Annotated in this window: 10 protein-coding genes, 1 tRNA gene and 2 pseudogenes; 6 read left to right on the plus strand and 7 right to left on the minus strand. The window is 54.4% G+C overall.

The window, feature by feature from the left end; translation table 11 throughout:
- Positions 1 to 96 precede the first annotated feature (96 nt).
- The 3 genes from Q6A51_RS01340 to Q6A51_RS01350 are packed head-to-tail and all read right to left on the minus strand — an operon-like array spanning position 97 to position 4,498.
- Positions 97 to 1,176: a patatin-like phospholipase family protein gene (locus Q6A51_RS01340; protein WP_304573939.1), complete on the minus strand. Its 1,080-nt coding sequence runs from the start codon at positions 1,174 to 1,176 to the stop codon at positions 97 to 99.
- On the minus strand, positions 1,173 to 2,081 hold the full coding sequence (locus Q6A51_RS01345) for a diguanylate cyclase regulator RdcB family protein (RefSeq protein WP_304573940.1): 909 nt from the start codon (positions 2,079 to 2,081) through the stop codon (positions 1,173 to 1,175). Before Q6A51_RS01345 ends, Q6A51_RS01340 begins: the two co-directional genes overlap by 4 nt.
- Entirely contained in the window at positions 2,078 to 4,498 is a 2,421-nt protein-coding gene (locus tag Q6A51_RS01350) for a dynamin family protein (protein ID WP_304573941.1), read from the minus strand. Before Q6A51_RS01350 ends, Q6A51_RS01345 begins: the two co-directional genes overlap by 4 nt.
- A gap of 505 nt (positions 4,499 to 5,003) precedes the next feature.
- Here Q6A51_RS01350 and Q6A51_RS01355 point away from each other — a divergent pair.
- Positions 5,004 to 5,456: pseudogene (locus Q6A51_RS01355) on the plus strand (energy transducer TonB); the annotation flags it as partial.
- Between the two features lie 20 nt (positions 5,457 to 5,476).
- On the opposite strand, the gene Q6A51_RS01360 reads toward Q6A51_RS01355, so the two are convergent.
- The 3 genes from Q6A51_RS01360 to Q6A51_RS01370 form a co-directional block, all read right to left on the minus strand.
- Complete coding sequence (locus Q6A51_RS01360; RefSeq protein WP_304573942.1) at positions 5,477 to 6,469, minus strand: FecR family protein; 993 nt, start codon at positions 6,467 to 6,469, stop codon at positions 5,477 to 5,479.
- Between the two features lie 121 nt (positions 6,470 to 6,590).
- Positions 6,591 to 7,103, minus strand: a complete 513-nt coding sequence (locus tag Q6A51_RS01365) for a sigma-70 family RNA polymerase sigma factor (RefSeq protein WP_025259719.1) — start codon at positions 7,101 to 7,103, stop codon at positions 6,591 to 6,593.
- A gap of 158 nt (positions 7,104 to 7,261) precedes the next feature.
- The gene (locus Q6A51_RS01370; protein ID WP_304573943.1) at positions 7,262 to 8,887 is read right to left on the minus strand and encodes an NADP-dependent glyceraldehyde-3-phosphate dehydrogenase; all 1,626 of its coding nucleotides are present in this window, start codon (positions 8,885 to 8,887) and stop codon (positions 7,262 to 7,264) included.
- A 161-nt stretch (positions 8,888 to 9,048) separates the two neighbouring features.
- Between Q6A51_RS01370 and Q6A51_RS01375 the strand changes: the two genes are divergently transcribed.
- The 5 genes and pseudogenes from Q6A51_RS01375 (at position 9,049) to Q6A51_RS01395 (ending at position 12,786) form a co-directional block, all read left to right on the plus strand.
- Positions 9,049 to 9,124, plus strand: a tRNA-Asn gene (locus tag Q6A51_RS01375).
- A 193-nt stretch (positions 9,125 to 9,317) separates the two neighbouring features.
- A pseudogene (locus tag Q6A51_RS01380) lies at positions 9,318 to 9,783 on the plus strand (ParA family protein); the annotation flags it as partial.
- A 484-nt stretch (positions 9,784 to 10,267) separates the two neighbouring features.
- The gene (locus Q6A51_RS01385) at positions 10,268 to 10,507 is read left to right on the plus strand and encodes a hypothetical protein (protein WP_221599290.1); all 240 of its coding nucleotides are present in this window, start codon (positions 10,268 to 10,270) and stop codon (positions 10,505 to 10,507) included.
- 122 nt (positions 10,508 to 10,629) lie between these two features.
- Positions 10,630 to 11,931 carry an Nramp family divalent metal transporter gene (locus Q6A51_RS01390; protein WP_304573944.1) on the plus strand — a complete coding sequence of 434 codons (1,302 nt, stop codon included), beginning with the start codon at positions 10,630 to 10,632 and terminating at the stop codon, positions 11,929 to 11,931.
- 360 nt (positions 11,932 to 12,291) lie between these two features.
- A complete protein-coding gene (locus Q6A51_RS01395; protein ID WP_304573945.1) occupies positions 12,292 to 12,786 on the plus strand; it encodes a hypothetical protein in 495 nt (164 codons plus the stop codon).
- Positions 12,787 to 12,916: 130 nt separating this feature from the next.
- Here Q6A51_RS01395 and Q6A51_RS01400 read toward each other — a convergent pair whose 3' ends face one another.
- On the minus strand, positions 12,917 to 14,485 hold the full coding sequence (locus tag Q6A51_RS01400; protein ID WP_304573946.1) for a sensor domain-containing diguanylate cyclase: 1,569 nt from the start codon (positions 14,483 to 14,485) through the stop codon (positions 12,917 to 12,919).

Here is a 14,485-nt window from a genome sequence, read left to right on the forward strand (position 1 = left end):
GTTAATCATTACTTTCTGTGGATGGTTGACTATTGGTGCTGACACGAGTTCTTAAGTTGCGAGAGACGGGCAAAATTACCACGACCCTCGCGAAACTCACTTCAATCGGGCCATTGCGTCGGTAAGCACCTGATCAGCTTGATTGGACTCGCAGTCAATGTTAACCAGAGCCGCTTCCGAAGCTTGCAACTCATTGCGTGCCCTCTGTGCATCCAGCACACGACCTACACAATGGAGCGTGTCCTGATAGCCTTGTTCGATCCACGATGGAATCTTCTCTCCATCAAAACCTAGCAAATCTCGAGCCCCTGCTAACGGCCCAGTCGCACGTGCCAAGCTCTTGGTCGGGCGAATCTCCAGAATGGTTGCGTCTGGGAATCGCTGCCTGCTCCAAACCGACCCATCACTTAGGTGCGTGACGATGACAAGGTTGCAACCAGCTTCCAGCAAGGGGGTAATCGGCGTATTACCTTGCATGCTTTGCCAGCCACCCTGACCTCCGTCCGACCAGCGTTGCCCTTCGTGACGGTGTGATTTAAAAAGCAACGGAAGCGCCGCCGAGGCCAGCAAGATGCGTTTCTGTTCCGTCTCATCAGCAATCGACTGGACATGAAAAAACGTTGAATGCGGTGTGTCACCAAAGCCAAGCTCAGCGCAAACAGCATGTGCTACATCCTCGACACCTCCCAGACTCTTGTACAGAGAAACGTACAGTGGCAGGCCATGTTCCAGATATTTGCTGACTAGGAACTCATCCATCAGTTGCTGCAACGGTTTGTCGTCTAGAAAGCCGTCTTCCCAGCTATCCAGCCACTCGGGGAGCTCGACATCAAAGTGTTGGGCTAGCCTCTTGGCACCATGAGCAGCAGCAAGAATGGCTGGCGCGCCGTTCATGCGTAATCCTGCAGCTACCAGCAATGACACATAGCCGGGTACTTTCATAGTCAAAGGGGAGTTTTTACTCAAGCGCCCCCACAATTGCTCCAGACGCTCAACTGCAACATCCAGTGAAGGCGCTGACGCGAGAATGCCCCCATTGAGTGCTCCGATACTTGCACCTGAAACCGCATCAATACGAGTACCCAGTTCACGCAGGGCTTTCAGCACACCAACTTGGTATGCACCTTTCGCTCCGCCCCCCGACAGTACCAAGCCCACTTTCAGGGATGCACTCATGCTGAGGTCTCCAAAAACAATTCACTGACCAAGCCTTCAGCCATACGCCGTGCAGAACCCAGCAGAGGCACCCGGAGTGGCAGCTCATCAGGCATCTGCGAAATTGCATAGGTCATTGGCGAGCGATCAGGGCAAGACCAATCACCCAGATAAGAAAGCGTCTCTTCGCCTACGCTCCATCGTCCGTCTAGCGATGGCCGCGCCAGCCAGCGGTTGCGGGTAGCAATACGCTCTCCTTGTCCCACCTTGGCTTCAAGGCTCAACTGTATGATTGACCGGTTAGCCAAGTTTTCCAGCAACTGCTGACGGTCAGTACCAGAAATGGCCTGGTAGTGATCGCCGAATGCTCCCCAGCGTAACTCCTCAAACACCGCATAGCAGCGTCCGGTGAGGCTGAGACCAGCGAACCGGCCCGCCCCCCACTTGGCCATCACACTCTCGAGGTGTAATTGTGCACGTTGGGTGCTATCAATTTGCGCAACCTTCAATTCCAAAGCACTGCATCGGTCGCCCAAGTGCTGAGAAAGTTGCTCCAACGCGTAGCGAGTATCGGCTGAATAGTTAGCGAGTGTAGCTAGATCCTGCTTCAGCCTATTGACGCGAGTTTGCACCTGATAGATGGCGCGGTTGCTCTTGGCCATCGATTGAGTCAGCTCGCCTAGCCACTTCAGTGCCCCCTCGACACCATCGGTTAGGCTTGCATTAATTTCCGCTTGGTTTCGAGCTGTTTTGCCAGTAAATCCATCATAAAGGCGATCGAACATCCCGGTCCGTGTCGACATATGCCGCTGCCGCTCGCGCGACACATCGATACCGTTGGCGAAGTCCACCACGAACTTTTCTGGAAGGCAGGTCAACAGATGGCTCATTTCACCAATTAATTCATCGTTTTGCGCTTCGCTCATGCTAATACCCCTTCCGGGCTCGCATCTCGTAGTAGCTCCTCGCTGTCGCGCTTGATGGGCATGACTTCGCGCTTGTAACTGGAAAGCAAGCCAGCCAATGCAATTTGCTCGTCCTGGCTGCGCTCCTGATCGCGAATACTCTGTTGCAAGTCGCTTCGAATGCTTTCGATACTGCCTTTGAGTTGCTCGAAGAAGGTGTGAAGCCCCTCATTGAGCGGCTGAGCGATGGTGTCCGCAGCAGAGACCTCTAAGTCTTTGAACAACTGCTCAATTGATGCGTCGATTGCTTTGCGGACTTTATTGATATCGACTGCATAATAGCTCTGCTTGACCGTGTACTCTTCCCAGCCCCAGTCAGAGGTACCGAGCCAGCTACAAATGGTGCCCCATGGCCCTTTGCTGCGGCGAGAGCGCGAGACGTTACGGTGTTTGCTATCCACCGAGTCATGCAGAATCTCGCCAGCGGTGTACTTGAGAGTCAGCGGCGTCGTATCCGGGATGTTCACATCGATGGCAAAACCGCTGCGTTTGAGCCGCTCATTCAGGCCTTCGATCAGTTGGTTGGCTTTGGCTTCGATAGCCTCTGCGAAAGTGATGCGAAAATCCTTAAGGATTTCACTCATACGTCTTACTAGTTCGACTTCACCACCGCTAATGATGCTTTGCACACCGTCTTCGATTTTTTTCAGCAGCGCTTCAGCCTCAGACCGCTTATCGAAATTGATGACAGGGCTTTTTTCGTCGAAATCGAAATCGAAACCGTTGCGTGTGCGACGAGCCCGTTCGCCGCCCAACCAAGTGCTAAGCGCTCCCTTGAGGAGTCCTGCAATGATTGGTATGGGCTGCTCTTGAATTCGAGCGACGGCTTGTTGCTGCTCTTGCTGCTTTCCCGCTTTGAACCCTTCGCTGACCTCATGCTTGATATCCTCCGCCAATTTGGTGAAGGTCATGCTCATCTCGCACTTGATTTCCGCCAGCGCGTTCTGCGAAGACTCCTCGCTGTCCTGTTCCAGGCGATCAATCATCGCAATGTCATCGCGCAGCGACCCAATCTGCTCTTGAAGTTCTTCGACGCTCTTGGCCAAAGCGGTATCACGCACTTCTAGGAAACGTGCAAGTCGGGTCGCCGTATCAAGCAGTTTCGATGCCGCAGAGGACAACGCCATGACCGCTGCCTGCCGGTGGGCCTTGAAGATCACTTTCTCCAGTGGCTCGGCGAAATTTGATTTTTTCCAAAGGTGACTGGCACCGCGTTGTACAAGTTCGGTGTCTTGCAAGGCGTCTTCCCATTCCATGCCTAGCACCAACTGGCCGAAGTCTTCGATCCAGGCATTTTGGCCTCTCTTGGCCTCAGGGAGCTTGCCGTGGTTGGCAATTTCCTGTTGGGCGCGGCTGGCCAAATATCCCCAGCGCGAAGAGACTGGATAGACATCTGCTGCATCGAGCCTGCGATTCATCAACGACTCGGCCACGAAGGTACGTGTTTGGTCAGCATTGTCGCCGTTGCGGTCCCTTTGGTCGAACTTGTTCACCAATGCAAACAGTCGCCCTTCGGCAATATCGGCAATCTCATCTAGCTCCTTTCGCACCTGCTCATCGGCGTCAGACTTGAGCTGTGTGAAGTCCATGACTGCCAGAACAGCCGATGCCTTCTTCAACTGTTCCTTGAGCATTTTTCGAAGGTGTTGTTGGCCCGCCTCATTGGGACCAGGAGTATCAAGTAATGCCAACTTTCCTTGGCCAGCCGCCTGGCCGAGATGAGCAAATTCGATACGGATGACAGGGTAGTCGTCGATGCTGGAGTAGCTGCCAAAAGGGAACTCAGCCTCCAGAAATGCCGCAAGCCGTACCAGATCGTTCAGGCTTTTGAGGAACCAGAAGATATTTTCCGACCCCTCATATAACGCTTTGAAACTTCCGCGCTGATCAATCAGCTTCAGGAGGTCAAGCATGTCATCGGTACGTTCCAGATTTTGCAGCGACGCGTTACCTCGGTCAGATGAGATTACTTTGCCAAGCTGCGCAATAAGGTCGTTGATCGGCTTGCAGTTTTTCAGCTCCAACACCGGCTTGGCTTGGCCAGGGGTATGCTCGATCAGCGTCGGCAGCGCAGTCATTGGCCGGTTTCGGTTAGGCAGTACTTCATGGCCTACGATGGCATTGATTGTGGTCGATTTACCGGCTTTCATGGTGCCTACGACGGCCAGAACCATCTTTAACTCACCGACCTTGAGCAGCTCGCCTTCGAGGTAATCAATCTCTTTGACGATGTTCGCTTTGCTGAAGGTCTGGTGCTCATCAGCCTGATCATCGGACAGCACACCTTCGCCTTCTTTCACGTGGTGCAGCAGGCCTAGCTCCAGGCTGAGAAGCCTGCGAGCCTCATCACGTAGCAGATCTATCGATTGTTCTTGCATCAAAATCTCCTTGCACGATGCATCAATGGCCCCTAGTCATCCGTAGGGCGTCTACCGCAAACAAGCTGCCGATTATGTATTGCTATGCTGGTGATATCAAAATGACATTTATCTACTCTGAGCTCAATGCATAGTGGTTATTGAGGCAAGTAGAAAGGGGCCAATTCCTCGGTCGTGCCATCCCAAAGATGCCAATAGACCAAATGTTGGTGCAGTCAGTAACGACGTCATGTGCCCGATATGGAGTGCGTCTAGCCGATCATGACTACAAGGCACATCAACAATATGTTTAACGTGTTCGCGATCTTGACCCTGCGGCACTGAGTAACGCCCTCAGCCTGGAAGGCATGCAGGAGCGCAAACCTGACTGGTGACCGAGCGTCTAGATACTCAAGTGTTCATCAGCGCAGTGGTGTGACGTATCTGTGACTGGTGACCGAGGCTCCGCAATGACCAGCATGACTCTGGAGTTCGAGCCTTCAGGCTCCTGTGCTATGTGCTGGGGCGCGTCGAAGAGCAAAAGCGCGAGCAACGGCAACATGCTCAGGAGGCCGAGCAGCAGCGTCAGCAGGAACAACAGCGCGTGGCGCAGCAGCAGGCCGAGCAACAATACCAGGCCGAACAGGCCAGACAAACCGCTGAACGCGCCCGCCAGGCCCAGCAACAGACGGCAGCCTCCGTCGACAGCAGCCAATACCAGCCCCTGAGCAAAGAAGCCCCCGACTATCCCCAGCGCGCGCTGGACAAAGGCATCGAAGGCGACTGCACCGTTATCTACGACGTTTCCCCTCAAGGCCGCGTCGTCAACCCACAGGTTCAAGGTACCTGTCATCCGCTTTTTATCAGGCCATCAATGACCGCAGCGGAAACCTTCCGGTATCAGCCGCGGATTGTGGAGGGAAAGGCGGTGACGGTTTCGGGGGTGAAGAACACGTTTCATTACCGGATCAGTCAGTAAAGCAGTGTTCCGTTTCAAAACTACCGCGAGATCACCAGCACCCAAGGTCCCCAGCTTTCAATCTTCGCCCCATGGGGCTGCGCCATTGCACGCAATGCGGCCTCGGGGTTGCTGGTGTCGTACACGCCGGTAATGCGTTTCTCGGCCAGTTGCGAGTCTTTCAGCCAGAGAGTGCCGGGCAGGTAGCGGCGCAGTTCGCCCACTATATCGGCCATGCGGGCGTTGTCGGCGACTAGCTGGCCGTTACGCCAGGTGGCGATGCGATTGGCAGGCAGGGTTTGCAGTTTTGCCTGGCCGGTGCTGCGGTTGAAGTCCAGTAGCTGGCCTGCGCTCAGGCCTGGATTCAGGATTCGGTTTGAACCGCGCTCAATGACCTTTACCGAGCCATGCTGTACGCCAACTTCAATATTCTTCGCTTCCAGATCGACATTGAAGGCTGTGCCGGTGACGGTCACGTCGAGGTCTTGTGCGCGTACATTGAAGGGCTTGCTGCGATCAGGCTTGACCTCGAAAAAGGCTTGCCCGCACAGCAGGCGAATATCGCGACGGGTGGCCGTGAATTCAAAGGCAATGGCGCTGTTGCTGTCGAGCACTGCGCGGCTGCCGTCCGGCAACTGGATTTCGCGTCGCTCGCTGGCGGTCTGGAAGTCCGCCTGCAAGGCAGTATTCAGACTGGGAGCCACGGCAGCCACGAGGCAGGCAGCAAGCGCTCCGCCAACGGCCCAGCTCAAGGTGCGTCGGCGTCTTGGGCGGGCGACGAAAGGTGCGGGTGGTACAGGAGCTGTCGCTACAGGTGGAACCGGAGGCCATTTATGAGCTGTTGCCGGAGCAAGCTGGCCGGTCAGGCTCCAGACACGTTCGGCCTTGAGCAAGGCTTCGGCATTTTCCGGTGCGGCCTGCAGCCAGTCCTGAAGCTCAGCCTGCAAGCGAGCATCGTCGGGCCCCTGCCGGACACGCATCAGCCAATCCAGGGCAATATCCAGACGAGCTTGGCGAGGTTCGGCTTGCGGCATGTCCGGCAAGACTCCAGCTGTAGAAAAGGCGTGAGAGGGTCGCACACTATGGCTCCCTTCTGCAAAAGACGTTTGGCTCGTGTTTTTTTTCAGATTTTCCTGAAAATTCTTTGAACGGGGCTCAGCCATTGCCTCGCTCCAGCCAGGCTGCGCAATGACTCAAGGCATCATGTACCAACTGGTGAGTCAGCCCGACCGAGATACCCAGAGCTGCTGCGATCTGTTGCAGGGTGTAGCCACCGAGACGATGCATCTCGAAAGCCATGCGGGTTCGTTCCGGCAATTGCGCCAGCGCATCAGAGACTTGTTGCAGCTCATCATGGCTGACCGCTTCCTGCTCGGGGGACGCAGTAGCGGCTGGTAGCTCCGCCAGCAGGGTGTCGCCGTCGGGCTGGCGTTTTTCGGTCGCAATACTGCGTGTCAGGTCCAGGGCCAGGTTTCGTACGATTCGATACAGATAGCCGACCGGATGGTCGATGGTGGTGTCTTGATTGGGGCGACCATTGAAACGCAGCCAGGCTTCCTGGACCACATCTTCGGCGCGAGCACGGCAGCCTACGATGGGCGCGGCATAGTCCACCAAGGCAGAGCGATGCGCCATATAAAGGTCGAGTTTGCTGGCGGACGAATCCACGGAGGTTAGTGCTCGTATCGCGTGGGGAGGTGCGACATGTCCTGCCCGAAAGTGGGCATGCTACCTGTTTTCGATAATCATTATCAAATGCGATTTATGTCTTTCTGCCACTGCATTGTCAGGGGCGCAGCCTTGCACTGCGCCCCTGATTCCGGACTTCAGAAGATATAGTCGGTGGTCAGGAAGCTGGACTCCCGGTTACGGATGATGTCGCTGATCAGTGTCTTGTTGCTGTCCTGGAACTTGGTCGCTACCAGCGTACGGATCGAGAACACGCGCAAGGCATCGTGAACCGACAGGGTGCCCTCGGCGGAATTCTTGCGGCCATTGAACGGGTACTGGTCCGGGCCTCGCTGGCATTGGGCGTTGATATTGATCCGGCCCACCTGATTGGCAAAGGCATCCACCAGTCGTCCGACCTGGGTAGAGTCATTGCCGAATATGCTCAGTTGCTGGCCGAAGTCGGAGTCGAGCACATAGTCGATCACGGTTTGCAGATCCCGATAAGCGACTACCGGCACGACCGGGCCGAACTGTTCTTCGTGGTAGACGCGCATGTCCGGTGTCACGGGGTACAGCAGGGCAGGGTAGAAGAAGGTTTCGCTGAAGTCTGCGCCGCCTTCATTGACGACCCGGGCACCCTTTGCCGTGGCGTCGACAACCAGGCCTTGCAGGTAGTCAGTCTTGCCTGGCTCCGGCAGTGGCGTAAGGGACACGCCAGGCTCCCAAGGCATGCCGGGCTTCAACTGTGCCAGCTTCTGCTGGAACTTCTCCAGAAAACCATCCACCACATCCTCATGAACGAAGAGGATCTTCAGGGCTGTGCAACGTTGACCATTGAAAGACAGCGAACCGGTCACCGCTTCGTTGACGGCGTTATCCAGATCCACATCGGGCAGCACGATGCCGGGATTTTTTGCATCCAGCCCCAGCGCGGCACGAAGGCGGTGAGGGCGGGGATGCAGCTTTTTCAGGTCGCTGGCGGCCTTGTTGGTGCCGATAAAGGCAAAGATGTCGATCTTGCCGGTGGCCATCAAGGCACTGACCGTTTCCCTGCCGCGCCCGTAGATCACATTGATGACCCCGGCCGGAAAGCTGTCCCGAAAGGCTTCAAGCAGCGGACGAATCAGCAGCACGCCGAACTTTGCGGGCTTGAAGACCACGGTATTGCCCATGATCAGGGCCGGAATGAGGGTGGTGAAGGTTTCGTTGAGCGGATAATTGTAAGGCCCCATGCACAGCGTCACGCCAAGCGGTACACGACGGATCTGGCCAAGGGTGTCCTGTTCCAGCTCGAAACGACTGGAGCGGCGGTCCAGTTCTTTCAGGGCATTGATGGTGTCGACGATGTAATCGCAGGTACGGTCGAACTCCTTTTCCGAGTCCTTGAGGTTCTTGCCGATCTCCCACATCAGCAGATTCACCACGGCCTGGCGTTGTTCACGCATGCGTTTGAGGAACGACTCTACATGCTGAATGCGCTCCACCACACGCATTGTCGGCCAGCGACCCTGGCCACGATCATAAGCCTGAACCGCAGCATCGAGTGCCGTCATGGCCGTTTCTGCATCCAGCAGCGGCGTACTGCCCAGAATCACCGACTCAAGCCCCGTTGCACTTCTCAGACAAACCGGACTGCGCACCGGAGCCAGAGGCCCTTGCCATGATTGCAGTACACCATTGACCAGATATTCCCGCTGCTCGATGGCCGGGCCTGTACGGTACTGCTCCGGAATGTCGTCAGCGGTGGGGAACAACGTTTCAAGACGGTTAGCCTGGGTCATCTCGTTCTCCTTTCTGTGATAAGCGTTGCGGGGGCAAGCGAACACACTACGCCACAGCAAACCCACGACGAAACCCTGCGCCTGCAAATGACTGTTTATGCTCAATATTTTTTCAAGGGGATGCTTGACTTACCTATTTTAATCAGTAAGATAGCGCTCATTCCGCGATAGCTCAGTTGGTAGAGCAAGTGACTGTTAATCACTGGGTCCCTGGTTCGAGTCCAGGTCGTGGAGCCAGAATTTTAGGATATAAATCAAGGTCTTGCGTCGTTTCTGCTGAAAGCGCATACCAATGACAGCTGATACGTCATTGGGCTTTCAGAAGTGAAAACGTCCAAGACCTTGTTTTTTTACATCCGGAAACAAAGTCGCGTGCCCTGTTTTGACGATCCGGCGCCGTCTCTAATCAATCGATTTAGAGGCGTGCATCATGAGAATCGTATCTATCGTTTCAACCAAGGGCGGACCTGGAAAAACCACGGTCACCGCCAATCTGGGCGCGTTCTGCGCCGATGCCAATCTTCGTACCCTGCTTATTGACCTCGACACCCAGCCTTCGTTGTCGTCGTTTTATCGGCTCGACCATGAGGCTCCAGGCGGTATCTACGAGCTTATCGCTCATAACGAAACCCGCTTCGAGCAGATCGTCAGCCGCACCTGCATCCCCAACCTGTCTCTGATCCTCTCCAACGATCCTTTCAACCAGCTCAGCAACCTGTTGCTGCATGCGGCCGATGGGCGTCTGCGACTAAAGAATCTGGTGGCGGCGTTTGCCGATGACTTCGATCTGGTGCTGATCGACACCCAGGGCGCTCGCTCGGTCATGCTGGAAATGGCTTTGCTGGCTTCGGACATGGCTGTTTCGCCCATCTCCCCCCGATATGCTTGCCGCCCGCTAGGTGATCCACTGTGATGAAGCTCGCGTGCAGGTACTGAAAGAGCCGGAACGTGACCCGACTAGCTAGTTCTGGATGTGGGGGGAGGCCAGCTGGCTTCGGTACTCTGGCTCAGACAGGAAGTCTTGGTGCTTGGGCGAGTACTGCTGCTGAGGCAATGAAGACGGGTAGAGCCTACGGCAGTGGCTATGCTGCGCTGGGTACGTTCAACTATGCAAGCAGTCAAATCGCCAATCGTATTGTGGGGCTTGATACGACATTTAGTTGGAGAAATGTCGCTGCGTCGGCAATAGGAGCAACAATTGCAGGATATGCGGGGGGGGGGGCTATGGGGGCCAGCAGCACGTGGTTAGGCCAGCGCTTTATGTTATCCAAAGTCGAGTTCTTCCATGGTTTGGTCAGCGAGGTATGGGGGGGCAATTAGAGCTTCCCGGAGGCATAAGTTATCTTGATCCTAAGAGCGGATATGTGAGGTTGATTCATCGTGAATATTGAACAGTTGCAAGAAATCCTAATTCGTAAGGGGGTGAATGAGATTTTTTACTCGCTTGGGTCTTTGGCTGCTCAAAGTGAGTCATATTCTATTGTGCAGGACGGTAGTGAGTGGAAAGTTGTATACAAGGAGCGGGGTGAGTGCTTGGTTATTGAGGCAGGCTTGTCGGAGGATGAGGCTTGTAGGCTGCTTTATAGAATGTTTGAAGAGTTTTTCGGCTGGCTAGAATGAAGTCTGACACCCTGGGATTGAAATATCTAAAAACACATTTTCTTCAGAAGTGTTGTACGACGTCTAATGAGTTGTGTTCGACTGCTATGGATCTAACAAAAACAATAATGGAGACATCCTCTATGGCAAGCATTCCTTCCGTTGAAGGTCAGGCATCCGGGCGCGCACAAAATCGATTTACACGAATGCTGAAACTGCTGGGGCCGGGCATCATTGCCGTACTGTCCTGGCTAGGTGCAGGTGATCTGATTACGTCGTCTGTCGCAGGAGCGAATTACGGTTACGCGATGATGTGGGTGTTGGCGGTTTCTCTGCTGTTGAGATACCTGATCGTAAACATCATTGCTCGCTTCCAGTTGTGCAACAACCAAGGCATGACAATCCTTCAGGGTTATGCGCAACTGAATCCCTTTTTTGCCTGGTTCATGCTTGTTTATGCCTTGCTGATGGGGCATTTGATGAATGCCTACATGATCAAAGGGGCAGGTGAGTCGCTGGCGATGCTGTTCAAGATCGACCACCCATTGCTCTGTTCGGTAGCGGTGGTGCTGGCTGTATGGATGCTGGTCGGTCGCAACATCTATTCAATGATCGAAGGCGTGATGAAGTTGTTGTTGGCTGTCATGACCCTGGCCTTTATCGCCTTGGCTGTCATGTCCGGCCCGGATGTTGTGGGTATTGTCAAAGGCACCATTGGTTTCAGTATCCCGCCGGATGAAGGTGTGCATGGCGCGCTGTTGGTTGCGGTATCGGTGATCGGCGCGGTTGCAGGTTCCATTGCAAACTTCGTGCATCCCTATGTCATGCGCCAGAAGGGCTGGGTAGGGCCTCAGCACAAGCGTGTTCAGCGTAACGATTTATTGTTTGCCGTGTGCGTCGGGATCGTCATTAACCTGGCCATCTGGATTGTCGGAGCGGAAATTCTGCGGCCAAACGGTATCGAGGTGAAGACCCTGGGTGACTTGGGCAAGGCGCTGGAAATGTTCTTTGGCCCCGCTGGTTGGTATGTGTTCTTTATTGGCGTATTCGCGACTCTGTTCGCCAGTATTTCAGGAAAAACCACTGCATTCCCGATGTTGATTACCGATGCGTTCCAGCATGTCAGTCCTGCTCGTCGCGAGAGGTACGGTAAAGAGTTTCACCATGACCCCATGCATAAGTGGTTCATGCTGTTCATTCTGGTAACGCCATTGATCTGGTCGCTGCCTGGCATGCCGGATTTCGTGACCTTGACCATTGGGGTCAGTGCGCTGAACATCATTGGTTTGCCGGTCATTTCGCTGGGCCTGTTGATCATGTCCAACCAGAAGTCGCTGCTGGACAAGAAATATCGCAATAACCTGTTTGAAAATATCGCATTGTTCTTCGCAACATGCCTGGCGCTCTGGGTCGCTTTCCAGCTGGGTGTCGACCTGTTTACCTGATACTGAGTCGCCGAGGAGGCTTATTGCCTCTTCGGCTCTCGGCTGCTTTGATCTTGGCCAAGGTGGCACGCATGCTGTCCATATTGCACCTTCGTTATGCGCTTGCTTCAGCAGCCGATACCATTCGTGTAACGTACCCGTGATAGTAGTGCATGAATATCAATTTCAGGGAGTTGTAATGCACTTTTCAAGCGGACGCATGACTGTATTGTTGTGCCTCACATTATGTTGTGTGGCTGCGTAACCAAAAATCTTAGTCATGAGAACCGACAGCGAGTTAAAACCGTCTGGCTTACCCCGGTAGAGTTTTCGCCGCAATATTTTCAATTCAACAGTATGTCTCAAGCCTGGGAGGCGGGTATGAGCGCAGGGGCCAATGCAGCCTCTGGTACTTCTCTTTATCCGACTGTCCTGTCCAGCACGAGTCTGTCGTCCGCACAAGCCGGGATCACCCCAAGAGAAGCCATACTGCTCAATATGCAGCGTAACGGTATTGATGTTGGGGTCATGCTGCGTGATCGCTTCAAGGCAAGAATTGCGCAGGAGAAGCTCTTTGTCGTCGTTGCAGATGAAGCGAGTGCAGATGCAACAATCGAGTTGAGAGGCGGCCAATGGGGAGTGTCTTTGGTCAACTTCAGCAAAGAGCTTTATCCGACGATGGGCGTCGTCGCTGTCATGAGGCGTGGCGATGAGCAGATATGGCGTAACTTTGAAACCATCACCGCAATGAGCGCCGGTAATGACAAGGCATTTACTCCAGAAAGGTATGCTGCTGACCCCGAGGCACTGCGTTCGGCGTTCAATCGCGCTATCGATCTGCTCACTGACAAGCTGATGACGGATCTGAAGCAGTGATCCGGTTCGGGTGATGATACAGGGGATGCATTTTCTTGCTGTCGCCAGCTCTGCATCCCCATGAAATGTATGCGTGTCCCCGTGCCTGCACTGTTGCTGGCTATTGGTCGTGAACTATGGATGACGGCCCCTAGGCCCCTACGACCCGGTTGCGCCCATTCTTCTTGGCGTTGTAACTGGCCATGTCGGCAAGGCTCAGCAGTTCTTCGGCGCTCAGGTCTTTCGTCCAGGTGGCAAAACCGAAACTGGCGGTGACGCGGCCAGCGACATCGATTTCATGATTAGCTAATGCCTGGCACAGCATGTTGGCCAGTTTTCCAGTGTCTGCATGTGAGGTTAGCGGGCAAAGGATTGCCAATTCTTCTCCGCCGATTCGGCAAAAAATATCGCTGGAGCGCAGGCGCTGGCGAATCAGTGTGCAGACTTGTTGCAATACGGTATCGCCCACTCCATGGCCGAATCGGTCATTGATTGATTTGAAGTGGTCCAGGTCAAATGTGATCAGCGAGAAAGGGGTGGTGTAGCGTTTACCGGTGTCCACCAGTTGTTCCAGCGAACTTATGAAATGACGGCGGTTATAGATGCCGGTCAATTCGTCGGTGACGGCTTGGGTCTGAAGTTTTTCTTCTCGGTCCTTGAGTTCGGTAATGTCACTGAACGAGCCGTACCAGATGAATGTCTGGTCCGGCTGGCGCTCGGCATGGGCATCTCCGCGTAGCCAGCGCACGCCTTTAACGGGTAGCACTACGCGGAAATCACACATCCAGCCATCGCCTGTTTCCACTGATGCCACAGAAACTGCCCTGATCAATGGCAAGTCATCGGGATGCAGGCGCTTGAAGAGTGGATTATCGGCGAAGTCAACGCCGATGACTGCTTCGGCACTCAACTCGAAGATGTCTTCAATGCTGGGGCTGCAAAATGAAAAGTAGCCTTCGCCAGGCGCTCGTAAATGAAACTGGTACAGCATGTTCGGGATGTGTTGGGTCAACTGCGTGAGCAGTGCCTTGCTTTTTCGGACGCTGTTGAGTAATTCGATGCGCTCGCTGACGTCAATGATCACGCTGATGTGTTCGACTTCACCGCTATTTGCGTCGCTGAACCGGGCGTGGCGCAGTTCGCCGGTGAACTGGCTGCCGTCTTTGCGCCGATAAGTCCATTCGGTTGGTTTGCTGACCTCGTTGTCGTCGTTGGAGAGCTTGCGAATGAGCTGTTTGTCAGTCAGTGCAAGAAGGGCGGGGTCGGTTAGCAATTGTCGGCGTGCATCGATTTCTTCCTTTACATAAAGCATCTGAACATTATTGCGGCCAAGCATCTCCTCGCGGTTGAAGCCGAACATGGCCTGGGCACCATCGCTGAAAAGCTTTGTCTCTCCTTGCGCGTTAGTCGTGACGACGGCAACCTGGGTGGCGGCATTGATCAGGTTGGTGATGCGTGCATTCAAGAAGCTGATCTGGTTTTTCTGCGCAATCAGTTCGTCGAACTGCGCCTGCGACTGCTTTTGGCGCAGGTGTGTGGAGATGCACAGGCTGCCCAGAAAAAGTGTTTGGATGATCAGGGCGAGTTCGATGTAACTATTGGCCGGGTACTGGTCGGGAAGCCAGATCAAGGCCAAAGTAATGCCCAGGCTCAGCAACAGACAAAACGCCAGCCCAAGAAAAAAAGCTTTGCTTTTAGGGCGCTGGACCGGGGTACTCAT

It is taken from the genome of Pseudomonas serbiensis, assembly GCF_030580745.1.
Lineage (GTDB): Bacteria > Pseudomonadota > Gammaproteobacteria > Pseudomonadales > Pseudomonadaceae > Aquipseudomonas > Aquipseudomonas serbiensis.